The sequence below is a fragment of the Pseudomonas sp. ES3-33 genome, assembly GCF_000952175.1.
In the GTDB taxonomy this organism is placed as follows: domain Bacteria; phylum Pseudomonadota; class Gammaproteobacteria; order Pseudomonadales; family Pseudomonadaceae; genus Aquipseudomonas; species Aquipseudomonas gregormendelii.
On sequence record NZ_JZRI01000034.1, the window covers coordinates 95,213 to 119,357 of the forward strand.

General features: G+C 58.9%; 20 protein-coding genes and 1 pseudogene. 14 read left to right on the forward strand and 7 right to left on the reverse strand.

Features of this window, described 5'->3' with window-relative positions; all coding sequences use genetic code 11:
- Positions 1-40 precede the first annotated feature (40 nt).
- The 7 genes from UB23_RS04060 (at position 41) to cmoB (ending at position 9,760) form a co-directional block, all read left to right on the forward strand.
- On the forward strand, positions 41-1,423 hold the full coding sequence (locus UB23_RS04060) for a carbohydrate porin (protein WP_045058042.1): 1,383 nt from the start codon (positions 41-43) through the stop codon (positions 1,421-1,423).
- Between the two features lie 212 nt (positions 1,424-1,635).
- Positions 1,636-4,047 carry a glucose/quinate/shikimate family membrane-bound PQQ-dependent dehydrogenase gene (locus UB23_RS04065; RefSeq protein WP_045058043.1) on the forward strand — a complete coding sequence of 804 codons (2,412 nt, stop codon included), beginning with the start codon at positions 1,636-1,638 and terminating at the stop codon, positions 4,045-4,047.
- Between the two features lie 191 nt (positions 4,048-4,238).
- Positions 4,239-6,656, forward strand: a complete 2,418-nt coding sequence (gene lon / locus UB23_RS04070; protein ID WP_045058044.1) for an endopeptidase La — start codon at positions 4,239-4,241, stop codon at positions 6,654-6,656.
- Positions 6,657-6,849: 193 nt separating this feature from the next.
- Positions 6,850-7,242, forward strand: a complete 393-nt coding sequence (locus UB23_RS04075) for a protease inhibitor I42 family protein (RefSeq protein ID WP_045058045.1) — start codon at positions 6,850-6,852, stop codon at positions 7,240-7,242.
- A 2-nt stretch (positions 7,243-7,244) separates the two neighbouring features.
- Complete coding sequence (locus UB23_RS04080; protein WP_045058046.1) at positions 7,245-7,886, forward strand: lysoplasmalogenase; 642 nt, start codon at positions 7,245-7,247, stop codon at positions 7,884-7,886.
- A gap of 141 nt (positions 7,887-8,027) precedes the next feature.
- Positions 8,028-8,807, forward strand: coding sequence for a carboxy-S-adenosyl-L-methionine synthase CmoA (gene cmoA, locus UB23_RS04085; protein ID WP_177328525.1), 780 nt, complete (start codon positions 8,028-8,030; stop codon positions 8,805-8,807).
- Complete coding sequence (gene cmoB, locus UB23_RS04090) at positions 8,804-9,760, forward strand: tRNA 5-methoxyuridine(34)/uridine 5-oxyacetic acid(34) synthase CmoB (RefSeq protein WP_045058047.1); 957 nt, start codon at positions 8,804-8,806, stop codon at positions 9,758-9,760. Before cmoA ends, cmoB begins: the two co-directional genes overlap by 4 nt.
- 122 nt (positions 9,761-9,882) lie before the next feature.
- Here the strand turns inward: cmoB and tadA are convergent, their stop codons facing one another.
- The 3 genes from tadA to UB23_RS04105 form a co-directional block, all read right to left on the reverse strand.
- Positions 9,883-10,374 carry a tRNA adenosine(34) deaminase TadA gene (tadA, locus tag UB23_RS04095; RefSeq protein WP_045058048.1) on the reverse strand — a complete coding sequence of 164 codons (492 nt, stop codon included), beginning with the start codon at positions 10,372-10,374 and terminating at the stop codon, positions 9,883-9,885.
- Positions 10,374-11,750, reverse strand: coding sequence for a multicopper oxidase family protein (locus UB23_RS04100; RefSeq protein ID WP_045058049.1), 1,377 nt, complete (start codon positions 11,748-11,750; stop codon positions 10,374-10,376). Before UB23_RS04100 ends, tadA begins: the two co-directional genes overlap by 1 nt.
- Positions 11,751-11,911: 161 nt before the next feature.
- Entirely contained in the window at positions 11,912-12,469 is a 558-nt protein-coding gene (locus UB23_RS04105) for a hypothetical protein (protein WP_045058050.1), read from the reverse strand.
- Between the two features lie 275 nt (positions 12,470-12,744).
- On the opposite strand from UB23_RS04105, the gene UB23_RS04110 reads away from it, so the two are divergent.
- The 3 genes from UB23_RS04110 to UB23_RS04120 all read left to right on the forward strand — a co-directional run bounded on the left by UB23_RS04110 (position 12,745) and on the right by UB23_RS04120 (position 16,632).
- Positions 12,745-13,056 (forward strand): hypothetical protein, encoded by a 312-nt coding sequence (locus UB23_RS04110; protein WP_045058051.1) that lies wholly within the window; start codon positions 12,745-12,747, stop codon positions 13,054-13,056.
- Between the two features lie 108 nt (positions 13,057-13,164).
- Positions 13,165-14,001, forward strand: a complete 837-nt coding sequence (locus UB23_RS04115; RefSeq protein WP_082069120.1) for an alpha/beta hydrolase — start codon at positions 13,165-13,167, stop codon at positions 13,999-14,001.
- Between the two features lie 327 nt (positions 14,002-14,328).
- Positions 14,329-16,632 (forward strand): autotransporter family protein, encoded by a 2,304-nt coding sequence (locus UB23_RS04120; RefSeq protein WP_045058052.1) that lies wholly within the window; start codon positions 14,329-14,331, stop codon positions 16,630-16,632.
- A gap of 334 nt (positions 16,633-16,966) precedes the next feature.
- Here UB23_RS04120 and UB23_RS04125 read toward each other — a convergent pair whose 3' ends face one another.
- Genes UB23_RS04125 through UB23_RS04135 form a run of 3 tightly spaced genes read right to left on the reverse strand, consistent with a single transcriptional unit; the run spans position 16,967 to position 19,749 of the window.
- Positions 16,967-17,827 carry an SMP-30/gluconolactonase/LRE family protein gene (locus UB23_RS04125; protein WP_045058053.1) on the reverse strand — a complete coding sequence of 287 codons (861 nt, stop codon included), beginning with the start codon at positions 17,825-17,827 and terminating at the stop codon, positions 16,967-16,969.
- A 39-nt stretch (positions 17,828-17,866) separates the two neighbouring features.
- Entirely contained in the window at positions 17,867-18,340 is a 474-nt protein-coding gene (locus UB23_RS04130) for a DMT family transporter (RefSeq protein ID WP_045058054.1), read from the reverse strand.
- 11 nt (positions 18,341-18,351) lie between these two features.
- Positions 18,352-19,749: an amidohydrolase family protein gene (locus tag UB23_RS04135; protein ID WP_045058055.1), complete on the reverse strand. Its 1,398-nt coding sequence runs from the start codon at positions 19,747-19,749 to the stop codon at positions 18,352-18,354.
- Positions 19,750-19,894: 145 nt separating this feature from the next.
- Here UB23_RS04135 and UB23_RS04140 point away from each other — a divergent pair, with 145 nt between their 5' ends.
- Positions 19,895-20,806, forward strand: coding sequence for a LysR family transcriptional regulator (locus tag UB23_RS04140; protein ID WP_045058056.1), 912 nt, complete (start codon positions 19,895-19,897; stop codon positions 20,804-20,806).
- Here UB23_RS04140 and UB23_RS04145 read toward each other — a convergent pair.
- Positions 20,719-21,966: an MFS transporter gene (locus tag UB23_RS04145; RefSeq protein ID WP_045058057.1), complete on the reverse strand. Its 1,248-nt coding sequence runs from the start codon at positions 21,964-21,966 to the stop codon at positions 20,719-20,721. The two genes, UB23_RS04140 and UB23_RS04145, sit on opposite strands and share 88 nt — an antisense overlap.
- Before the next feature lie 88 nt (positions 21,967-22,054).
- On the opposite strand from UB23_RS04145, the gene UB23_RS04150 reads away from it, so the two are divergent.
- From UB23_RS04150 to UB23_RS04155, 3 genes and pseudogenes are all read left to right on the forward strand, one after another.
- The gene (locus tag UB23_RS04150) at positions 22,055-22,849 is read left to right on the forward strand and encodes an AraC family transcriptional regulator (protein ID WP_045058058.1); all 795 of its coding nucleotides are present in this window, start codon (positions 22,055-22,057) and stop codon (positions 22,847-22,849) included.
- 67 nt (positions 22,850-22,916) lie between these two features.
- Positions 22,917-23,228, forward strand: a pseudogene (locus tag UB23_RS30115) (hypothetical protein).
- A 103-nt stretch (positions 23,229-23,331) separates the two neighbouring features.
- Entirely contained in the window at positions 23,332-23,643 is a 312-nt protein-coding gene (locus UB23_RS04155) for a hypothetical protein (protein ID WP_045058059.1), read from the forward strand.
- Positions 23,644-24,145: the final 502 nt, after the last annotated feature.

The following is a 24,145-nucleotide window of genomic DNA, read 5'->3' on the forward strand; positions in this document are numbered from 1 at the left end:
TCAGTTCATCCCCCAGAAAAAGATCAAAGAAATTTTTCCCATGCCCGATTTGCACGTTTCGCAAGACAGCGCTGTCTGTGCGCCTGTTGCCCGCCTGAAAATGCTCCACCTGATCGGCGGCTTCACCGCGATGAGCCTGGTTACCTGTGCCCAGGCCGCCCCTGCCTTCGATAGCGAATCGCCCTGGATGCTGGGTGACTGGAACGGCAGCCGCACCGAGCTTGCGGAAAAAGGCTATGACTTCAAGGTCGATTACACCGGTGAAATGGGCAGCAACCTGCACGGTGGCTACGACCACGATCGCACCGCACGCTACAGCGACCAGTTCGGTCTGGGCAGCCATCTGGACCTGCAGAAAATTCTCGGCTGGGACGCGGCCGAATTCCAGCTGACCGTCACCGAACGCAGCGGCAACAACATCAGTAATGACCGCATCAACGACCCGCGCGTCGGCGGGTTTACTTCGGCCCAGGAAGTCTGGGGACGCGGGCAGACCTGGCGCCTGACGCAAATGTGGTACCAGCAAAAATTCTTCGACCAGAAGCTCGACATCAAGGCCGGCCGCTTCGGCGAAGGCGAAGACTTCAACAGCTTCCCGTGCGACTTCCAGAACCTGGCGTTCTGCGGCTCCCAGGTCGGCAACTGGGTCGGTGGTATCTGGTACAACTGGCCGGTCAGCCAGTGGGCCCTGCGCGTCAAATATCACCTGACACCGGAGTTGTACGCGCAGGTCGGGGCGTACGAACAGAACCCGTCCAACCTGGACCGCAACAATGGCTTCAAGCTCAGTGGCAGCGGCACCCAGGGGGCGATCCTGCCGGTAGAGCTGGTGTGGTCACCCAAGGTCAAGGGCCTGCCAGGCGAGTACCGCGTCGGCTATTACTACAGCAACGCCAAGGCCACCGATGCCTACAAGGACAGCAATGGCCAGCCGGCAGCCCTGAGCGGCGAGGCCTACCGCAGCGCTTCGAGCAAACATGGCCTATGGCTAGGCGTGCAGCAGCAACTGACCAGCCGTGCCAGTGACAACTCCCGGGGGCTGAGCGTGTTCGCCAACGGCACGATGCACGACAAGAAGACCAACGCCATCGACAACTACGTCCAGGCCGGGGTCGTTTACAAGGGCCTGTTCGATGCACGGGCCAAGGACGATATCGGTTTCGCCATGGCGCGAGTGCACGTCAACCCGGCTTATCGCAAGAACGCCGAGGCGACCAACCAGGCCCGCGCCGTGTCCGACTTCGACGATCCGACCTACCTGCCGCCGCAGGACACCGAATACAGCGCCGAACTCTATTACGGCGTGCACGTCACCGACTGGCTGACCGTGCGCCCGAACCTGCAGTACATCCGCCACCCGGGTGGGGTAGACAAGGTCGATGACGCGCTGATTGGCGGGATCAAGATCCAGTCTTCGTTCTAAACAACACCCTAACCCCACTGCAGGAGCGAGCTTGCTCGCGATGGACCCGAGAACACCGCAGGGCACCAGACACCCAGCGTCATCGTTAACGACCATCGCGAGCGAGCTCGCTCCTACAGAGGGCCGTTTTTTATCTGAACCATGCCCACGCCAGATCGTCATCTACAGTGAACTTGCGCGGGACTACTTAAAACGTCACGGAGAACCACACTATGAGCACTGATGGTGCTTTGAGTCGAAGCCGTCTATTGCCGACTCTGCTCGGCATTCTGCTTTTGCTAATGGGCCTGGCCATGCTGGCCGGGGGAATCAAGCTGAGCATGCTGGGCGGCTCGCTTTACTACCTGCTGGCCGGTATTGGCCTGACGCTGACCGGCGCGCTGCTGATCGCTGCACGACGTGCTGCGCTGAGCCTGTACGCACTGGTGCTGTTCGCCAGCACCGTCTGGTCGCTGTGGGAAGTGGGCCTGGACTGGTGGCAACTGGTGCCACGCCTGGCGCTGCTGTTTGCCCTGGGCATCGCCATGTTGCTGCCGTGGTTCCGCCGTCCGATGTTGCGCGAAGGCACGGGCCCCATGACCACTGGCGTTCTGGCCGTGGCCGTGGTGATCGCCGGTGCAACCGCACTGGCCAGCCAGTTCACCAACCCGGGTGAAATCAAGGGCCAACTGGACCGCGACAGCGTGCCGGGCATGGCCAACACCGCCCCGGCCATGCCGGACGGTGACTGGAACTCCTACGGCCGTAGCGCTCACGGCGATCGCTATTCGCCATTGGCGCAGATCACCCCGGAAAATGTTCACAAACTGGTTCCGGCCTGGGAATACCGTACGGGTGACATCCCGGGGCCGAACGATCCAGGCGAGACCACTGCGGAAAACACCCCGCTGAAAGTCAACGGCATGCTGTATGTGTGCACGCCGCACAGCCAGGTGATCGCTCTTGATCCGGACACCGGCAAGGAAATCTGGCGTTTCGATCCGAAGCTCTCCACGCAGAACGCGGCGAACTTCAAGGGTTGGGCGCACATGACCTGCCGCGGCGTGTCGTATCACGACGACGCCGTCTACGCTTCCGAGCAAAGCCCGACCGGTACTGCCAGCCCGGCGCCGGCCAGCAACGCCTGCCCGCGTCGCATCTTCCTGCCAACTGCCGACACCCGCCTGATCGCCCTGAACGCCGACACCGGCAAGATGTGCGAAGACTTCGGTAACGGTGGCCAGGTCGACCTGAGCGCCAACATCGGCGGCTTCAATGCCGGCGGTTACTACTCCACCCCGCCACCCGCCGTCACCAAAGACCTGGTCGTGATTGGTGGTCACGTCACCGACAACGTTTCCACCGACGAGCCAAGCGGCGTGATTCGCGCGTTCGACGTGCACACCGGCAAGCTGGTGTGGAACTGGGACAGCGGCAAACCCGACGACACCACACCGATTGCCGAAGGCCAGGTCTACACCCGCAACTCGCCAAACATGTGGTCGATGTTCGCGGTCGACGAAAAACTCGGCATGCTCTACCTGCCAATGGGCAACCAGACCCCGGACCAATTCGGTGGCGATCGTACTCCTGAGTCGGAACTGCACGCTGCCGGCCTGACCGCACTGGATATCGCCACTGGCCAGGTGCGCTGGCACATGCAGTTCACCCACCATGACCTGTGGGACATGGACGTCGGTGGCCAGCCTACCCTGATGGACCTGAAAACCGCTGATGGCGTCAAGCCAGCGGTGCTCGCCTCCACCAAGCAGGGCAGCATCTACGTACTGGACCGCAGCACTGGCAAGCCGATCGTGCCGATCAACGAAGTGCCGGTACCGCAAGGCGCTGTTGCAGGTGACCACACCTCGCCGACCCAGCCCAAATCCGACCTGAACCTCATGCCACCACCGCTTCAGGAGCGTGACATGTGGGGCGTGACCCCGTTCGATCAACTGATCTGCCGGATCGATTTCAAATCCATGCGCTACGACGGCCCGTTCACGCCGCCATCGCTGCAGGGTTCGATCGTGTATCCAGGCAACTTCGGCGTGTTCGACTGGGGCGGTATCTCGGTTGACCCGGTGCGCCAGATCGCCTTCGTGAACCCAAGCTACATGGCGTTCAAATCGAAAATGATCCCGGCCGCCGAAATCGCTGCCCAAGGCCCGCGTAAAAGCGAAACCGAAGGCGTGCAGCCAAACAAAGGCGCGCCATACGGCGTCGTCCTCGAAGCCCTGCTGTCGCCAATGGGCCTGCCGTGCCAGGCACCGGCCTGGGGCTACGTGGCAGCGATCGACCTGACCACCTCGAAAGTCCTGTGGAAGCACAAGAACGGCACCGTGCGTGACAGCTCGCCAGTACCGATCCCGCTGAGCATGGGCGTTCCGAGCCTGGGCGGGACCTTCGTCACCGCCGGTGGCGTGGGCTTCCTGAGCGGCACCCTCGACCAGTACCTGCGTGCCTACGACGTGAAGAACGGCAAGCAGCTGTGGGAAGGCCGCCTGCCTGCCGGCGCGCAAACCACGCCGATGACCTACACCGGCAAGGACGGCAAGCAGTACGTGCTGGTCATGGCCGGCGGTCATGGCTCGCTGGGCACCAAGCAGGGTGACTACGTAATTGCTTATAAACTGTCCGAGTAAGTATTAGCGGCGGTTAAACGAAAGGCGACCCCTGTGAGGGGGTCGCCTTTTTTGTGCCCCGGGATTTTGTCCGGCATTCGAAGACTCCATGCTGTCAAAACACTGAACACATACCCTGAAATATCCCTCGCCATTGAAACCACCCCCCACCTGCCCCATCTAAGACCCATATCCCATTGCGCAGGTGCCCCATGAGCGACCAGCAAGAATTCCCCGAAGACCCCAGCGAGTACGCGGACCCCGAGAACGCCGAGCACCACTCCACCGGCAAAGGCCTCGCACTCCCCGGCCAGAACCTGCCGGACAAGGTCTACATCATCCCGATCCACAACCGCCCCTTCTTCCCGGCCCAGGTACTCCCGGTCATCGTCAATGAAGAACCCTGGGCGGAAACCCTGGATCTGGTCAGCAAATCCGAGCATCACTCCCTGGCCCTGTTCTACATGGACACGCCCCAGGAAGACCCGCGCCATTTCGACACCTCGGCGCTGCCGCTCTACGGCACGCTGGTCAAGGTGCATCACGCCAGCCGCGAAAACGGCAAACTGCAGTTCGTCGCCCAGGGCCTGACCCGCGTGCGCATTCGCACCTGGCTCAAGCACCACCGCCCGCCTTATCTGGTGGAAGTCGAATACCCGCACCAGCCCACCGAGCCGACCGACGAGGTCAAGGCCTATGGGATGGCGCTGATCAACGCGATCAAGGAACTGTTGCCGCTCAACCCGCTGTACAGCGAAGAGCTGAAGAACTACCTCAATCGCTTCAGCCCCAACGATCCATCCCCCCTGACCGACTTCGCCGCCGCCCTGACTTCCGCCACCGGCAACGAGCTGCAGGAAGTGCTCGACTGTGTGCCGATGCTCAAGCGCATGGAAAAAGTCCTGCCCATGCTGCGCAAGGAAGTCGAAGTCGCGCGCCTGCAGAAAGAAATCTCCGCCGAGGTGAACCGCAAGATTGGCGAACACCAGCGCGAGTTCTTCCTCAAGGAGCAGTTGAAGGTCATCCAGCAGGAGCTGGGCCTGACCAAGGACGACCGTAGCGCCGACATCGAACAGTTCGAACAGCGCCTGGAAGGCAAAGTACTCTCGGCTCAGGCGCAGAAGCGCATTGCCGAAGAAATCAACAAGCTGTCGATTCTCGAAACCGGCTCGCCGGAGTATGCGGTCACCCGCAACTACCTCGACTGGGCGACCTCGGTGCCTTGGGGCGTCTACGGCAAGGATAAACTGGACCTCAGGCACGCCCGCAAGGTACTGGACAAACACCACGCCGGCCTGGACGACATCAAGGACCGCATCCTCGAATTCCTCGCCGTGGGTGCCTATAAAGGCGAAATCAGTGGCTCCATTGTGCTGCTGGTCGGGCCGCCCGGTGTGGGCAAGACCAGTGTCGGCAAATCCATCGCCGAGTCCCTGGGTCGTCCGTTCTATCGCTTCAGCCTCGGCGGCATGCGCGACGAAGCCGAGATCAAGGGCCACCGGCGCACCTACATCGGCGCACAACCGGGCAAGCTGGTGCAGGCGCTCAAAGACGTCGAAGTGATGAACCCGGTGATCATGCTCGACGAGATCGACAAGATGGGCCAGAGCTACCAGGGCGACCCGGCCTCGGCGCTGCTGGAAACCCTGGACCCGGAACAGAACGTCGAATTCCTCGACCATTACCTGGACTTGCGCATGGACCTGTCCAAAGTCCTGTTCGTGTGCACCGCCAACACCCTGGATTCAATTCCCGGCCCGCTGCTGGACCGGATGGAAGTGATTCGCCTGTCGGGCTACATCACCGAAGAAAAAATCGCCATCGCCAAGCGTCACCTGTGGCCCAAGCAGCTGGAAAAAGCCGGCGTCTCCAAGGGCAGCCTGTCGATCAGCGACAGCGCGCTGAAAGCGTTGATCGATGGCTACGCCCGTGAAGCCGGGGTGCGCCAGTTGGAAAAACAACTGGGCAAACTGGTGCGCAAGGCGGTGGTGAAGCTGATCGACGAACCCAAAGCGGTGATCAAGCTCGGCCCGAAAGACCTCGAAGCCTCCCTCGGTCACCCGGTGTTCCGCAACGAGCAAGTGCTCTCCGGTACGGGTGTCATTACCGGTCTTGCCTGGACCAGCATGGGCGGCGCGACCTTGCCGATCGAAGCAACCCGCATCCATACGCTCAACCGTGGCTTCAAGCTCACCGGTCAACTGGGCGATGTGATGAAAGAATCGGCAGAGATTGCCTACAGCTACGTGAGCTCGAACCTGAAGTCTTTCGGCGGCGATCCGAAGTTCTTCGACGAAGCCTTTGTGCACCTGCACGTTCCAGAGGGCGCCACGCCCAAGGACGGCCCGAGCGCGGGTGTCACCATGGCCAGCGCCCTGCTGTCCCTGGCGCGCAACCAGCCGCCGAAAAAAGGCGTGGCAATGACCGGTGAACTGACCTTGACCGGGCACGTGCTGCCCATTGGCGGGGTGCGCGAGAAAGTGATTGCGGCGCGTCGGCAGAAGATTTTCGAATTGATCTTGCCGGAGCCCAATCGCGGGAGCTTTGAGGAGTTGCCGGAGTACCTGAAGGAAGGGATCACCGTGCACTTTGCCAAGCGTTTTGCGGATGTGGCGAAGATATTGTTCTGATCGCGCCTGCAACACCGTTCGCGAGCAAGCTCGCTCCCACAGGGATTGCGACAAACCTGTGGGAGCGAGCTTGCTCGCGATAGCGTCGGCAGTGACGCCGCCCTCTTCCTGGTCGCCTCCGAGCGACTGTCACACTCTGTCTCATCTTCAGTTATGCTCGCCGTTCGTCGTCACCGCCGGAGCCGTTGAGCCCATGTCCCCGATTCGCCTGCTTGTTCCCATGAGCCTCGCTCTGCTTGCCGCCTGCTCCTCGCAACCGGGCCAGAACCTGACCGTGGAAAAACAGAGCCAATGCCCGGCCAAGCTGCATAACGGGCAGAACCTGATTGTGACGCTGCCCAGCAACCCGACCACGGGCTACCGCTGGGCGATTCAGGACTCGGCTGGCGGCGTGCTGCACGCCCTCGGCCCCGAGGTGTACAGCAACCCTGAAGACGCCGGCATCGTCGGCTCCGCCGGGATTTCGACCTGGCGCTTCCAGGCCTTCGCCACCGGCACCGGACGCCTGCGCCTGACCTCCCAGCAACCCTGGGCACCTGAGGTGTTGCCGGTAGACACCTTCGACTGCGCGATCTCGGTGAACTGACCATGGGCTGGCTGATTCTGGCGCTGATGGGCGCGGTGACGTTCCTGTACGGCCTCAGCGTGCATGCCACGCTGCTGTGTCTGCTGGTCAAGCCATTGCCAATACTGGCCCTGCTCGGCTGGTTGCATGATGCGCCGCCCAGTGAATATCGCCGCTGGATCAGCCTCGGCCTGATTTTCTCCCTGCTGGGCGATGTGTTGCTGGCGTGGCCGATGGATTTGTTCGTTTTTGGTCTCGGGGCCTTTCTGGTCGCGCATCTGGCGTACTTGAAGGCGTATCTGAGTGATTGCCGCCGGTTGGCGGTAATGCCGCTGATCCTGGCCCTGGTTGTCGGTGCCCTGTTATTGGGGATTCTGATTGCCAGTGGTTTGGGGCCTTTGCTGATCCCGGTGATTGTCTACGGCCTGGCGATCAGCACGATGCTCTGGCGCGCATTGGCCCGCCTGGGCACCGATGTGCCGCAACGTTCGGCCATGCTGGCGGCGGCCGGCGCAGTGGCCTTCGTGTTTTCCGACAGCGTGATCGGCATCAGTCGCTTCGTGATGCCGTTCGAGGCGGCGCCGTATGTGATCATCCTGAGCTATTGGCTGGGGCAGTGGGGGATTGCGGCTTCGGCGTTCGCCACCGAACCGCGCCGCGCCTGAGAAAAAAATCGTCCGCACGCGACCCGAGCCTGCGGCAGCGCCTGCAGGGGATCGCGTTGCAAGGTAGGAGCTGCCAGGCTGCGATCTTTTGATTTACGGTTTATCAGACAACCCGCGCATCAGCGCGCCAAGTTGGCTAAAATGCCGGCCTTTTCCACCCATGCCGCTGGAACCGCCGTGAGCAAAGAACCCGATCGCCTTTTCGCCCAGCCGTTGGCCCAGGTGCCTGACTTCGCCTTCAACGAGGATGTGGTGAGGGTCTTCCCGGACATGATCAAGCGCTCGGTGCCGGGTTACCCAACCATCGTCGAGAATCTCGGGGTGCTCGCCGCGCAGTTTGCCCAGCCCGACAGCGTGCTCTATGACCTGGGCTCGTCCCTCGGTGCCGTGACCCAGGCGTTGCGCCGGCACGTGCGCACGGACGGCTGCCGCGTGATCGCTGTGGATAACTCGGTGGCCATGGTTGAACGCTGCCGCGAATACCTCAACGGCCAGGACTCGATGTTTCAGGAGTTGCTGCCGGTGGAGGTAATCGAAGGCGACATCCTGGCACTCGAGTTCCAGCCGGCCTCGGTGGTGGCACTTAACTTCACCCTGCAATTCATCGCCCCGGAGCAGCGCACCGCGCTGCTCGCGCGTATCCGCCAGGCTCTGGTTCCAGGAGGCGCGCTGATTCTGTCGGAAAAACTGCGCTTCAACGATCCTGAAGAACATGCGCTGCTCACCGACCTGCACGTCGCCTTCAAGCGCGCCAACGGCTACAGCGAGCTGGAGATTGCCCAGAAGCGCAGCGCCATCGAAAACGTCATGAAGCCCGACAGCCTCGAAGAACACCGGGAGCGCCTGCTCGCGGCCGGGTTCTCGAAAGTCGTGCCGTGGTTCCAGTGTCTTAACTTTGCCTCGTTGATTGCATTGCCATGATTGATTTGTCTCCCCTCGCCCGCCGTCTCGCTGGCACCCCGCTGGCCGATTGGGCCAACACGCTGCAAGCCCAGCTCGACAAGAAAATGGAAAAAGGCCATGGCGATCTGGAGCGTTGGCAAAGCGCGCTGGACGCCTTGCCGAAGATCCAGCCGAGTGAAGTCGATTTGCTCAACGGCCTGACCCTGGACACCGATTGCGACGACGACACCCGCGCGCAGATGCGCACGGCGCTGATGGGTTTGTCACCGTGGCGCAAGGGGCCGTTCGATTTGTTCGGCGTGCACGTCGACACCGAGTGGCGCTCGGACTGGAAGTGGTCGCGGGTTGCGCCGCATCTGGATTTGAAGGGCAAACGCATCCTCGATGTCGGCTGCGGCAATGGCTACTACATGTGGCGCATGCTCGGTGCCGGTGCCGACAGTGTGATTGGCGTTGATCCGAACTGGCTGTTCTTCTGCCAGTTCCAGGCCGTGCAGCGTTACCTGTCCGAACCGAATGCCTGGCACCTGCCGTTTCCGTTCGAAGACCTGCCGCCGAACATGGAAGGCTTCGACACGGTGTTTTCGATGGGCGTGTTCTACCACCGCCGTTCGCCGATCGAGCATTTGCTGGCGCTGAAGGATTGCCTGGTCAAGGGTGGCGAACTGGTGCTGGAGACGCTGGTGATCGAAGGCGATCAGCAGCAGGTGCTGGTACCCGAAGACCGTTACGCACAGATGCGCAATGTATGGTTCCTGCCGTCGGTTCCGGCGCTTATGCTCTGGTTGCGCCGCGCCGGTTTCACCGAAGTGAAGTGCGTGGATGTGAGCGTGACCACTGTCGAGGAACAGCGCGGGACGCAGTGGATGAAGTATCAGTCGTTGAACGATTTCCTTGATCCAGAGGATCACAGCAAGACGATCGAAGGCCTGCCGGCGCCGATGCGTGCCGTCATCGTAGCCCGCAAATAAACTTCCCCCTGTAGGAGCGAGCTTGCTCGCGATGAACTCGAGAGCGCCGTGGGGAATCAGGCTCCCAGCGTTTTCGTTGACGACCATCGCGAGCAAGCTCGCTCCTACAAGGGGATTGGTGATTAGGGTTTGGCCCGGCGCGCCTTGAAGAACTCGCTCAGCACTGCGCCACACTCCTGGGCCAAAACCCCGCCTTCAAACACCACCCGGTGATTCAAAAAACCCTGGGTAAAGAACTGCCCCTGGCTCTGCACAATCCCCGCCTTGGGCTCCAGGGCGCCGTACACCACCCGCGCAATCCGCGAATGCACGATCAACCCCGCGCACATGCTGCATGGTTCAAGGGTTACGTAGAGCGTGCTGCCGGGCAGGCGGTAGTTGCTGGCGGCCAATGCCGCAGCGCGGATCGCGACCATCTCCGCATGGGCGCTGGGGTCGTTGCCGCTGATCGGGCAATTGAAGCCACGACCGATGATTTCTCCATCCTGCACCAGCACCGCACCGACGGGCACCTCTCCCAATGCCGCGCCTTGGGCCGCGAGGGCCAGCGCCTCGCGCATGAAATCCTGGTCACGGCTGCGATCGATGATCGCAGCAGGGCGAATCTGCCGCATCACGCCACCTCGATGGCGGCCATCAGGCCGGTTTCCATGTGGTCGATCACATGACAATGAAACATCCACACGCCGGGATTATCCGCCACCAGGGCGACCTGTGCGCGCTCGTTCTTGCCCAGCAGGTAGGTGTCCGTGAAGTACGGAATGACCTTGTGACGGTTTGAGGCAATCACTTTGAAGCTCATGCCGTGCAAGTGGATCGGGTGCTGATACTGGGTCATGTTTTTCAGTTCGAAGATGTAGCTCTTGCCCTTTTCGAGCTTGGCAATCGGCCGGTCGGCGCAGGTTTTATCGGTGATGTCCCAGGCCTGGCCATTGATCTGCCAAAGGCTGGGCGGCTTGCCGTTATCGACGTTGACCGACACCGAGCCCACCCATTCGAAATTGAAGTTGAGTTTCTCGGCATTGGCCAGGTCCGGCTCGGCCACCGGGTTGGGCGGCAGTGCGGGGGGCCATTGGCTCGGCGCGTCGGTGTTGGCCACCGAGCGCAAGGTCCCCAGGCGGACCGGGCCGTTGCGCAGGGATAACTCTTCACCCGCGGCAGGCGCCTTGATCGCCAGGCAAATGCGCATGCCCGGGCCGAGCCAGTACTCCTTGCCCAGCGGGCGCGGTTCGATAGGGTTGCCATCCAGCGCGTAGATCTGCGCTTCAACGCCGGGAATGTTCAGTCGATAGGTCAGGGTGTTGTCGAGGTTGAGCAGGCGCACGCGGGTGATCTGCCCGGCGGGCAAATCGATCACCGCCTGGGACACTCCGTTGATGGTCGACAAGCGCCCTGCGGTGCCACCCCGGGCCGCTTCGCGAGGGATGCTGAACGCAACGAACGCGCCCTCTTCATCGACGTGCCAGCTCTTCAGGCTCAAGGTCTTTTCATATTTGAAACCGGTAGGCTCGCGCTCTTCCACAATCAGCGGACCGACCAGGCCACGGCCAAGTTCTTCGCTGCTGTTTACGTGGGGGTGATACCAATAGCTGCCGGCATCGGGGACACGAAACTTGTAGTCGAAATACTCACCCGGCAGAACCGGGAGCTGCGACACATAGGGCACGCCGTCCATCTCCAGCGGCAGGCGGATGCCGTGCCAGTGAATAGTCGTGGCGACCGGCAGGTGGTTGATGAAACGCACTCGCAGCCATTCGCCCTGGCGCACGCGCAACTCGGTGCCCGGCGCCGAAGGGCCGAACGCCCAGGCTTGGGTGGTGTGCCCAGGGACCAGTTCGACGTCCAGTGGCGCCGCGATCAATTCGTAGTCATGACCCGCGTCGGCGTCAGCCATCTTGCCCAGCCAGTACCGCGAGGCGCCACCCGCTCCGAGACCAACGACAACAAGACCGGACAGGCCACCGAGAATTTGGCGACGGGTAAAGGACATGAACTCAGCTACCTCACTTATCTGCACCGGCCCGGGGGCCGGTAAAAGGCGAATACGATACACCTGCAGTTGAGAAACAGTAAGGGCGGCGCGGCGGATGGCCGCAGCCGGAGGCGGGCCTAGCCGAAAAAGATCTTTGCCTCTCCAAGATCCCTGCGCGGTCAGTTTGCGCCGGCATCTCTTTTTGGAACGCCAATGGTTTTGCGTTCACCCGTTGCGGAGACTTCGTACACGTTCATGACCCAGGTGTCGGCGATCACGGTTTCAACCACATAATTCCTCTTGGCTTGCGGCGTGAATTGCTGCGCAACAGGCTGCTCCTTGTCGAACGGCGTAGGCATGGGAATACCGTTAAAGGTAAACGGTTTGTCCTTGACCTCCCCTTGCACGTACATAGTTTTGTCCGCCTCGACCAGCTTACTGATGCTGTCAGTACCACCTGCGATTTTCTTCAGATAAGCCGGTACACGCTTGAAGTAAGCAGAGTCATAAACCCGTTCACCCGCGCTCACAAATCCAGCATTGGCATACCCGTAGGTATAACTGACAGGACGATCACCCTCGCCGCCTATTGTACGGAAAGTCACGCTTGCTTGATGGTCATTCATGTCCAGTGGAACTACCGGCTCTGAAGTAAGGTCACCCGACTCACGGCTGCTGCAGCCCGTCATGATAAGAGCGAAAGTGATTGCTAACGGAAACGCCAAAGAAATTTTCATTCAATCCCTGAACCGTCTAAAAGAAGGACTGTATGGAGCCATTTGCAGAGTAAAAGTTCCTTGTACTCTATCGGTGCTGCTGTGGAATTGACCGCTCTGTCGATACCACACTGACCTTATAATATTTACTCAAGATCCAATGACCGACGTACTGGACGGCGATAAAACAGCGCACAGCTGCTATGACGATGGCAGGACCGCTTGCAAGCCCTTCTGGAGAGATTCACCCTACGGCGTCTCACATTAACCCGAGTCAAACCATAAGGAAGAACGCCATGTTTACCAGGAACCTGCTGTTGAGTTTTTGCGCTGCGTTACTGGTTGGCTGCACGGGAAGGGGCTTTCAACCGCCTCCCCCGGAATTTACCAATTGGAAAAAAAGCGGGGTCTCGCAAGAGGGTGTTAAAAGCGCTATGACCGCATGCGGCTATACCAACCTGACAGGGACGGGGGACACGACGCCGATTGACCAGGTACTCACGCAGTTTTATTGCATGAAAGACTCCGGTTTCAAGCGCACAGATAACATTGACCTGTGCAAGGAAGGCCGCATCGGAGAATCACCGGTGTGCGAAGGCCGCCGGTAACCCATCAGCAAAAGAAAGCAGGTAATGAACGATCTGCGCAACGGACTGTACGGCACCACACTGGTGTAACCTGCCGAGGCCTCCATTGGCAATGGTGCACTATGACATATGATGAGTAGATACTTTCCTTGCTGTCGCACCGGCCTCTCTAAAGCCTGGATGGTGACGATCAGCGCGCTTCTCATCGCCTGCCAATCGCCGCGCGAGGCACTGCAACAACTGGCTGATGAGCACGGCCGACAATTGGAGGTCCTGCCGGGACACGCCTTCCCCCTCTTGTTACTTGCGCCGCAAACTGCAGAAAAGATGACTCGCCTGCGTGTCTACCTGGAAGGCGATGGCCATTCCTGGGCGACGGCCACTCAACCCAGCCTGGATCCGAGCCCACACAATCTGTTAGTGCCACGGTTGGCGGTCGATGATCCGACACCGAATACGTACCTGGCACGCCCCTGCCAGTTCGTCATGGCCGCAGCCTGTCAATCAGCACTCTGGACCAATCGACGATTTTCTCAGGAAGTGGTCACCCGCCTCAGCCAGGCGCTGGATCAATTAAAACAGCGATATGGCAATAGGGAGTTCGAACTAGTGGGGTATTCAGGTGGCGCCGCTCTCGCATTATTGTTAGCGGCGCAGCGCAATGATGTTACCCAGGTGCAAACCCTTGCTGGCAATCTCAGTCCACGTCTGTGGGCGAAGATGAAAGGACTGTCGCCACTCAACGGTTCACTGGATCCGCTGGACTATCGTAATCGACTCGCCCTATTACCCCAGCGTCATCTCATCGCAGAAGCAGACCTGATTATTCCAGGTAGTTTAGCTGACAGGTACCAACAGGCGCTTGGCTCGCCGCTCTCCCAGTGCGTCCATGTACTAAGAGTAAGCCATGATAAGGGGTGGGAAGCGACATGGAGCCGATGGGCTAACACTCCGTTGGCACATTAAAATCATGAAACTCAGGGTGGGCAGGTTCGTTTAAAACATCCGAATCCTATCCCCCTGGGGCCTGACCCGGGCGCGACCGCAACTGCGACCCTAAAGTTCCATTTATTGCTGAATAACCCCGAAAAGCCTAAACAAACAACTGTAGCGTCACATTTTTTAGCTATTTTCTCGTCATTTGTTCTTTTTTTGATGAATTATCCTACAAGCATCGTGTAAATTTGAGCGCGCTTGAATCAGCACTTCACTGACAAGCTGGCAGGGATGCCTAAAACAGACGCTGACGCGTGGGTTGTTCCCTGCCGGTTTCTGCCCTGTAAGGATACTGCCTTGAACATTTCCCACCTGCGCCGCTCGTTGTTGGCGCTGTCCGTCGCGACTACTACTGCCACGGTCCATGCCGCACCCGCACCCGACTTCAACCACGACCTGAGCACAGGGGCATACAGCAGCTCCGGTGATGTTTTCAATAACGCCACCTTCACCGGGACGTCGCAAAACGCAGGTGTAGAGCTGATCAACGTGACCCTGGCGGGTAACCTGGTCAACCAGGGCAAAATTAACCTGACGGCTGCGAACCCCACCGACTTCCCGTCCGGTATCGCCATGACCCTCAATTCCAACGTCGGTGGCGACCTGATAAACAATGGCGACATTACGGTGAGCGGCAACGCCGTCGTCGGCCTGGACCTGTATCTGGCGAAGATCGCAGGTGAAGTGAACAACAACGGCAACATCACTGTGGCTGGCGAACAAGCCGAAGGCATGCTGATAACCTCGACCCAGGCGCGCATCAATAACTCGGGCACTATCACCGCGCGCGGCATCGACTCTGTGGGTATCGACATCGAAGAGGCACGCTTTACCGGTCAGATGACAGGCGCTCCCTTCCAGAGCGATATCAACAACAGCGGGACTATCTCCGCTGACGGGGTCGGTATCCGCTTTCGCAGTCTTGACACCTCCGGCGGTTTCAACACCCTATCCATCAGGCAGACAGGCGGCCTGATCGAAGGCGGCACTGCAGCAATTCTGGCGGACGACAATGCCTCCCCTTCGTATTTCTACTGGCAAGGTGGCCAGGTCAAGGGTGACCTGCTGGGCCTGAGTGGTGTACTGGTACAAGGGGACGCGATGTTCGATGGCTCGACCATCCGCGCCGGTTTCGTCGATATCGACGGTGGCCGCCTGACGCTGCTTCGCCCGCAGACTACGATCGTGGGCGACCTCGACATGGACAGCGAAACAGCGCGCCTGCGCCTGCTGCTGGATAACAACACACTGCCCAATACGCCGATCCTGAAAGTCACCGGTAATACTTTCTTCTCTCCAGGTAGCCAGATCGAACTGCAGGCTCGAACCGACGACTTCCGCACGTCAGCCCAGGGCACGCGCTACACCCTCATCAACTCTGGCACTTGGGAAGACCCGCAGAATCTGTCCGTGGTTTCCTCATCGGCGCTGCTTGAGGTGAGGAACTTCGGCATTGAAGGCCAGGACGTGAAAGCACTGGTTGCCACCCGCAGTGATGAGGTGATCACGGAAGACCTGCAGGGTGCCAGTGGTTCGGGCAACGCGGTAAACGCCATCAAGCCGGTCAAGAACACGGTCATGGGCCAGATGGACGAAAGCGACCCGGTATTCCAGAGTTTCGCCAACGCAGCCACCAGTGAAGACCTGGCCAAACTTGCCGAAACTCTGACCCCGGACGTCAGCCGTGGAGTCATCAACGCCGCCACCAACAGCCAGAACCTGGTCGCAAGTGCCATCAACCGCCGCGCCAGCAAAGCGCGTAGCGGTCTGTCCTCCGGTGACGTCTTGGCAGAACAAGGCGTATGGATGCAAGCACTGTCCAGCGATGCCAACCAGGACACCCGCCATGGTGTCGACGGCTACGACGCAAATACCAACGGCATCGCCGTGGGTGCCGACGGCAAGCTCAACGCCGATACCACGGTGGGCCTGGCTTACAGCTACCTGACCAGCGACGTCAAATCCGATCTGGGCAAAAAAACCGACGTCAGCGGCCATGCACTGACGCTGTACGGCAACTGGGCTCGTGACAACTTCTTTGTCGACACCTCGCTGATGTATGGCTGGAACGACAACGAGTCCAAACGCTACATCGCCGGTACCCGCGCCAAAGCCGACTACGACAGTGAGATCTTCGGCGTCAACGCACTGGCTGGCTATACTTTCCAGCTCGACAAGCAGTGGCTGCTGGAACCACAGATCGGTGCGCGCTATGCCAACGTATCGATGGATTCGTACCGTGAAAAAGGTAGCTCAGCCGCCCTCGACGTCGGCAGCCAGCGCTATGAAATCGGCGAAATGGGCCTGGGTGCCCGTCTGGCAGCTGCTTTTGACGTAGGTGTGGGCAGCCTGGAACCGCAAGCCAAGCTGATGGCCTGGCACGATTTCATCGGCGACAAGGCCGCCACCACCTCCACTTTCGTGCTCGGCGGTACCCCGTTCACCACCACAGGCGCGACACCGGCGCGCGACAGCTATGAGCTGGGAGTGGGCGCGAACTACCGCGTGGGTGCGTGGAGTGTGGGAGGAACGTACAACTACCTGACCAGCAGTGGTTTCGACGCCGACACCTTCACTGCGAACGTGCGTTACGACTTCTGATCAACGTCTTCGCCTGAAACAACAAAGCCCGCATTGGCGGGCTTTGTTGTTTCAGGCTGATGCACAAAGCTGCCAGAATTTGCCAGACCCAAAAAGCCAAAAGCCCGCAATTACGCGGGCTTCAGGGCATTTCTTGCTAGTTGGTGCCGGACAATGCCGGACGTCCAATCATTCCCACTCTATTATCAATTGATCGAAAAAAACTTTATAAAACAGAGCTTTCAGACATTGGATAATTAAACAACCATGAAAAATGCCATGCACAGTAAACCGTTCAAGAAGTCGGATTAGCCTCTCTCGGGGCAAAGGCTGCCGAGAGCTGACGCTTAGCTACTCAGTTCAGTAGCCCTGTAAATCGTTCTTCTGGAAGTCCCGCAGCGACAATCGCTTCGGCTTTTATCAGCGTGCCATCGAAATCTGCCGGCTTATCCAGCCCTATCCGTGCGCTGGTGCAGTAAAGCGTTTCATAATCAGGTCCCGCTAACACCGGGCAAGTGGTCTGAATACACGGGGAGTCGATCACGCTGTCAACTTTGCCGTCAGTCGCGTAACGCACGACTCTGCTACCGCCCCATTCCGCATTCCAGAGAAAACCCTGCGCATCAATACAAGAACCGTCTGGAGCACCCTGACCGTTGACTGTAGTGAATACACGCTGGTTTTCTAGCGACGGGTAATCACAGCAGAAAATGCATCCTTGCAGGGAGTCCGCGTAATACATGGTGGAACCGCCCGGGCTAAAACAGATGCTGTTCGGGATCGCCACTTCGAGAAGGTCCAGCGTTTCTGTCTCGAGCGTCGCGGCATTGAGCCGGTGAAATCTGCCTATGGTTTGCACCGGCTCGCCGGTGTCCATAGTGCTGAATACGAAGTTTCCCATACGGTCGCAGCGACCATCATTGATCCGGGTTCCTGCCACGCCAGGGGTGGCTGTGATTTTGCTGAAACGACCGGTGCTCAGGTTGTAGTAGCCCAGGCAGGATGCCAGTCCCATCAGCAATATGTCTTCGTCTGCCGTGAGGGCAAATGACCCTAGCGGCTCTGGCAGGGAGCAACGCTGCACTTCGCCGCTTTCGGGGTCCAGAGCAAGCAGTTCGCAACCTGGGATATCGGTCCAGAACAGGCGTTCCGTTCTTTCACACCAGATAGGGCACTCGCCAAGGAGGCTGGTGGTGTCGGTTAGGGTTTTAAACATGGTTGCGTCCTACGAAACAGGATGGGGTAAACAAGGCAGTCAGTTGGAGAACAGCGCTGACCACCTGTCACCGAACAGGGCGATGGCCAAGCCTGCGAGCATCACCATCGACCCGGCCAACTTGACGAGAGACACCGGCCTTTCCGATGCCCCCATCATTCCGAAATGATCGATAACCAGTGACGAGACAATCTGCCCTGCGATAGCGAGGCCCAGCAGGGCTGACAGACCGATTTTTGGCGCAAGCACCACATAACTAAGCAAGGCACCGGCACCCAGCAGACCGCCCAGCAGGCTCCACCAGGGCTGGGCAGGTATAGCCGCCAGTGAGGCCACTATCCCGCCGCGCATCAATGAAAAGACGCCCAGGCATACCGCACCGGCAGTAAATGAGAACAGCGCCGCCGCTACGGAATCTCCACCCACCCCTTTAGCGAGTTGACCATTCAGCGTGGTCTGCAGGGTTATGCCAAGCCCTGCGGCGATGGCCAGCAGGTAGTAGGCTGCGTTCATCTCGCGTCTCCTTACTTGGCTGACTCAAGCGGCATAAATGTCTCGGCAAAAATATCCGGCTGGTAGCCTGCGGCAGCAAACAGATGCTCACGGGATTCGTCGATTGCTGCACGCAGCCTTTCGCTGTCCACGCCCAGCACCTTGCCGCCGCGCTTGACGATGCGCCCGCCAATCATGACCGTGTCGACATTGCTGCGTTCGGCCGCGTGTACCACGGTGCCGAATGCGTTACCCGACGGGTAAAGGTTGATGTCCTGCGCATTGATAAGGATCAGGTCGGCCTGTTTGCCGGGGGCCAGGCTGCCGACTTTGTCCTGCAATCCGGCACAGGTAGCGCCGTCGAGAGTGGCGGCTTTGAGCAGGCCATGAGCAGGCAGGGTCACCGGATGATGTTCTGCGCCGCAGCAGCGCTGCTGGTGCATGCCCATGACGCGCTGCAGGTAGAACGCCACCCGCATCTCCATGAACATGTCACCGCTGTAGGAGGTTTCGTTATCGACACTCAGCCCCGGACTGATGCCGTGACGCTGGGCCGACTGCATGGCGAACATTCCATATTCAATGCCGTAGTGGGCATCTGAACGCGGGCATACGTTGACCCGCACGCCAGCCTCGCGAAGGATTTTCCAGCCGGCGTCCGGCAGCGCTGTGCAGTGGTTGAAGATGTTATCGGGGCGCAGCAGACCCTCGCGATGCAAACCCTCCAACTCAGCTGCCATGTCCCCGCCGAAAAATTCGGTAATGATCGGCAGCCCCAAGCGCCGGGCTTCAGCCCATAGCTCAGGCTCCAGCTGCGCCATCACCGCCAGCGAGAGCAGTGGATTGTCGCCGTTCTTGACGTATTTTTCCTGCAGGCGCTCCAGGTTGCCGGGCCAGTGGGCTTTGTCCCACTCACCGGAAACTGGCGCACCAGAGGCGTGTACAGATCGGATACCAGCATCAAGCAGCGCCTCTACCGCAGCATCGGAGTGCGAGCCGGTGCGGCTGTTGTGCGAGTTATCGACCACGGTGGTGATGCCGGCATCGATGCAGCCCAGCGCAGTCAGCAAGTTGCCGATATACATGTCAGCCGGGCGATAGTATTTGGCGAACGAGAAGTGCGTGGCGTTGCAGTAATCTTCCAGGGTTTCGGCATTCGGATTGATTCGACGCAGTTGGCCCTCCCAGGAGTGACGATGCGTATCGACCATGCCGGGCATGGCAATCATGCCGGATGCCTCGATAACAACAGCGTCGCCGGCCTCAATGTTTTCACCTATGGCCGTGATGGTGCTGCCTTCGATAAGGATATCGCCGCGCGCCAGATTGCCGATATCACCATCCATGCTCAGCACAGTGGCGCCGCGGATAAGGGTGCGGGCGGCCGGAGCGGCCGGGGCCTGCACGATGCTGCGGTTATATTCAGCCATTTTCTGTACACCTCTTCAAATTTCGTTGGAAGCAATGTACGCAATGCGGTACTACGGGAAAAAGATGGTTAAACTGTTTTTATTATTCAATATTTACGAATAATAACGACTTCCCCCGATCACTGCTTTGAGGCTGCTAACAGTCATGGACCGTATTCAAGCGATGCAGGTTTTCGTTCGTGTGGCTGAAGCAGAAAGCTTTATCCAGGCGGCGCAGACGCTCTCTCTGCCGGCCTCGACAGTTACCAGCAGCGTCAAAAATCTTGAGAAGTACTTGCAGGTGCGCCTGCTGAACAGAACAACGCGACGGGTCAGCCTGACGCATGAGGGCGCTCAATATCTGGCGCAATGCAGGGAAATATTGGAGCTGATCGAACACACAGAGACCAGCCTGACGGATTCCGTAAAACGGCCACAGGGGCGTTTGCGTGTCGATATGCCGGGTGGCATTGCACACTTCATCGTCATGCCAAACCTGCAAGACTTCTACAGGCGCTACCCGGATATCTACCTGATGATAGGCGTCAACGATCGGCAGGTTGATCTGGTTCAAGAGGGTGTCGATTGCGTTATTCGTACAGGCGAGCTCGATGACTCAACGCTCGTTGCGCGCCCACTCGGTCGGTTTCGCTGGGTGACCTGTGCGTCTGCCGCCTATCTCGAAGAGAACGGTACTCCGCAAAATCCGCAAGATTTGTCTCACCACCGGGCCATTCATTACTTCTCGGGCCGTGCAAGGCAAGCAGGTGAAATGCGCTTTGCCCGTGGCACCGAAAAAATCTCAGTCCCGGTGAACGGCACAGCGGCTGTCAACGAGACTGGGCTTTACATCAAAATGTGCCTTGAAGGTTTAGGGCTGGTGCAGCTCGCTGAGAACGTGGTCAGCGAGCATCTGCGAAAAGGGCGGCTGGTTGAAGTACTTGCTGACTGGCAGCCCGCATCGGTTCCTGTGCACCTGCTATACCCGCATCAGCGCTTTCTATCGCCAGCTGTGAGCGCATTCGCTGACTGGATTGCTGGTCTTGTTCGCGACGATGATTCAGCAGGTTCAAGTTGAACGTTGCGCCCGGCCAGCATTCCGATGAATGCGCCGGCTACGGAGATTGCGGCTGTGATCAGCAGCGGTGCTGTCCAGCCACCGGTCCAGTCGTGCAGTTGGCCTAGCAGCAAGGGGCCTGCGGCTGCCATCAGGTAGCCGACGCACTGCGCCATTCCTGACAGTGCCGCCGTGTCACCGGCATTTTTTGTGCGCAGGCCGATGAAGGTCAGGCCGAGCATCATGCTGGCACCAGAGCCGAAGCCCAGGAACGCGGCCCACAACATGGCGAAGTCTGGCGCGTAAATGAGCCCGATCAGGGATGAGGCGGTTAACAGGCTGACGGTAGCGGCTGCCAGTTTCTGGTCTTTGAGACGGCGAAGCGTGGCCGCCAGAATCAAGCCGGGAATGGCCGTGGTCAGTTGAAGCGTGCCGTGTACCGTGCCTGCTTGCTCCGGGGATATGCCATGGTCCATCAGAATGGTCGGCAGCCAGCCGACGGCGACATAAAAAGGCATCGCGTTCAGCCCCATGAACAGTGTGACCTGCCATGCCAGCGGCGAACGCCAGACGGCCACGGTTGGCGCTTGTTTCGGACCGGACAGATTTACGTGTTCGTGTTTTTTCAACTGCGGCAGCCACACCACCAGCGCCAACAACGGGGCTGCGACCAACAAACTCAGGGCAATCGGCCATCCCCATGATTGGGTCAGCGGAACTATTACGGCTGAACCGACAGCGCCCGCTGCGCCCATCGTGATGGAATAAGCGCCGGTCATGGACGCCATTTTTGTCGAGAAGTCGCGTTTGATAAGGCCGGGCAGCAGCACGTTGCCCAGGGCGATCCCAGTGCCTATCAATATCGTACCGGCGTACAACGCCCACGCGCTGCCTGCGGAGCGGAGCAGGATGCCCGCTGAAATGACCAACAGTGCACCGAAAAGCGTGCGCTCGATGCCGAACCTGCGGGCGACCGATGCGCTGAGCGGGGAGAAGGCTGCAAAGGCAAGTAATGGCAGTGAAGTAAGCAGGCCTAGAGCTGAGGCGCTCAAGCCAAAATCATTCTGGATCAGCGGCAAAACGGGCGCGATGCTGGTAAAGGGAACGCGCAGGTTCACGGCAATAAGCAGAATGCCTGCGACGAGCGCGATGGCATGCCACTTGTTTTTTGTATTTGACATATTCTTTATCTGTCCTCTTGAAAGAAGACAACTGTAGAGAACTTCAGAACTGTATAATATAGATATCAAGACACTAGATACCTAAATTATGCCAAGCTCAAAAAATATCGTTTCCTCGCCGGAAGATTTCGATTCAGATCTTTTCGCCCAGGCAGCGATTGCCCTCAAGGTTGCGCCTGACCTCAATGATTCGGGTGCCCGCCCGCATGATCATCGTAAAGGCCAGCTGATCCTGTCTTTGCATGGCGCAGTGAGCTGTGAGCTGCAAAATGCACTCTGGCTTGTCCCTCCCCAGCACGCCGTATGGATCCCGGGCGGCACGCCGCACAGTTGCCGAGTGACCAGAAACGCCCGGACCTGCTTTCTGTTCGTTGAGCCCGGTGCGGCAGCCATGCCTGAAGAATGCTGCACGGTTGCCATTACGCCCCTTGTTCGGGAGATGATCCTGCATCTCGCTGAACAGGAACCTGCTTACCATTCCGAGGGCAAGACAGCGCGGCTGGTTGCAGTGCTGCTTGAGCAGCTTTCCGATGCTCCGCTGAAAGAGTTGCATTTGCCGATATCAGACCACCCCAAGATCAAACAAATCGCGGATACGCTCTTCTCAGATCCAGGCGACCGAACCACGTTGCGCGAGTGGGCCACTCGTCTTGCAACCAGTGAACGAACGCTGGCCAGGCTTGTAGAAAGCACGACCGGGCTGAGCTTCGGACGCTGGCGCCAACAGTTGCATTTGATGATCGCGCTGAGCCATTTGGCGGAGGGGGTATCCGTGCAGCGTGTGGCGGGCATTCTGGGATATGACTCTGTTAATGCCTTCATCACGATGTTCAAGAAAGCCCTGGGTAAACCGCCTACACAGTATTTTTCCTCGCTACGTTAGCGCTCTGCAGCGCTAATATTGGGTCAACAGGGCACAGTCCGGGGCGCTCATGGACATGGAGAATGTGATGTTGCTGACTCGAAATCAGTTGTTGGGCCTGAGCCTTCTGGCAGTAGTTGGGGGCTGTACCCCTTTTCAACCGCCACCCGGGGACTACACACTGTGGTAGAAAAAGGGGGTAACCCAATCGGGCGTCGACAACGCCATGCGTGCTTGCGGGTATACCAATCTTCATGGCGCGGGAGACACCTCGCCGATTGATGTTGTGCTGACGCGGTTCTACTGTATGAAGGACGCAGGGTTCAAGCGCAGGGATAATCTCGACCTGTGCAAGCTAGGCCGCATTGGCGAATCGCCGGTGTGCGAAGGCCGCCGGTAATGATTGTTCGCACACTCCGCGTGGGAATGCGCAGACCTGTCTAGAAAGAGTCAGACGACGGCGTATCACATGCTTTCCGAGTCATACCATCAGGGAAGACGCCATGTTTACCAGGAACCTGCTGTTGAGTTTTTGCGCGTTGTTACTGATCGGCTGCACAGGTAGGGGCTTTCAACCGCCGCCGCCGGAATTTACCAATTGGAAAAAAAGCGGGGTCTCGCAAGAGGGTGTCAAGAGCGCTATGACCGCATGCGGCTATACCAACCTGACAGGGACGGGGGACACGACGCCTATTGACGAGGTACTCACGCAGTTTTATTGCATGAAAGACTCCGGTTTCAAGCGCACAGATAACATTGATCTGTGCAAGGAAGGCCGCATCGGCGAATCGCCGGTGTGTGAAGGCCGCCGGTAACCCATCAGCAAAAGAAAGCAGGGAATGAACGATCTACGCAACGGACTGTACGGCACTACACTTGTGTTGGCGGCATCAGCGCCGGGTGGTTGCACCACCTAGACCGCTATCAACGGCAAGCCTGGGGTGAACATGGGGACGGCAATCAAAAGGTGCTCGCCGTGGTCAGCAACGGCAATATCGTGACCAAACAGATCGATGGCCAAGGCTTCCGTGCGGAGAGTTACTCGAAGTGGAGACTGGCAAACAGTTACTGCTGACATCTGCTCGGCTAAGCGTTCTCGATACCATGTCGGCATTCCTTATCCGGGACATGGTATCGATCTAGCGCTCTCAAATACTTACGATGTGCGCCATTAAAAACGCCATTGACAACGTAGCAAACATCACTATCTATTCTTATTTTTTAGATAAAAATCAAATAGTTGCGAATCAGCCTACTCCCACTCGAACATAAACAATCTTAAAAAACCAATATAAATCCTGTCTCTTATACACATCT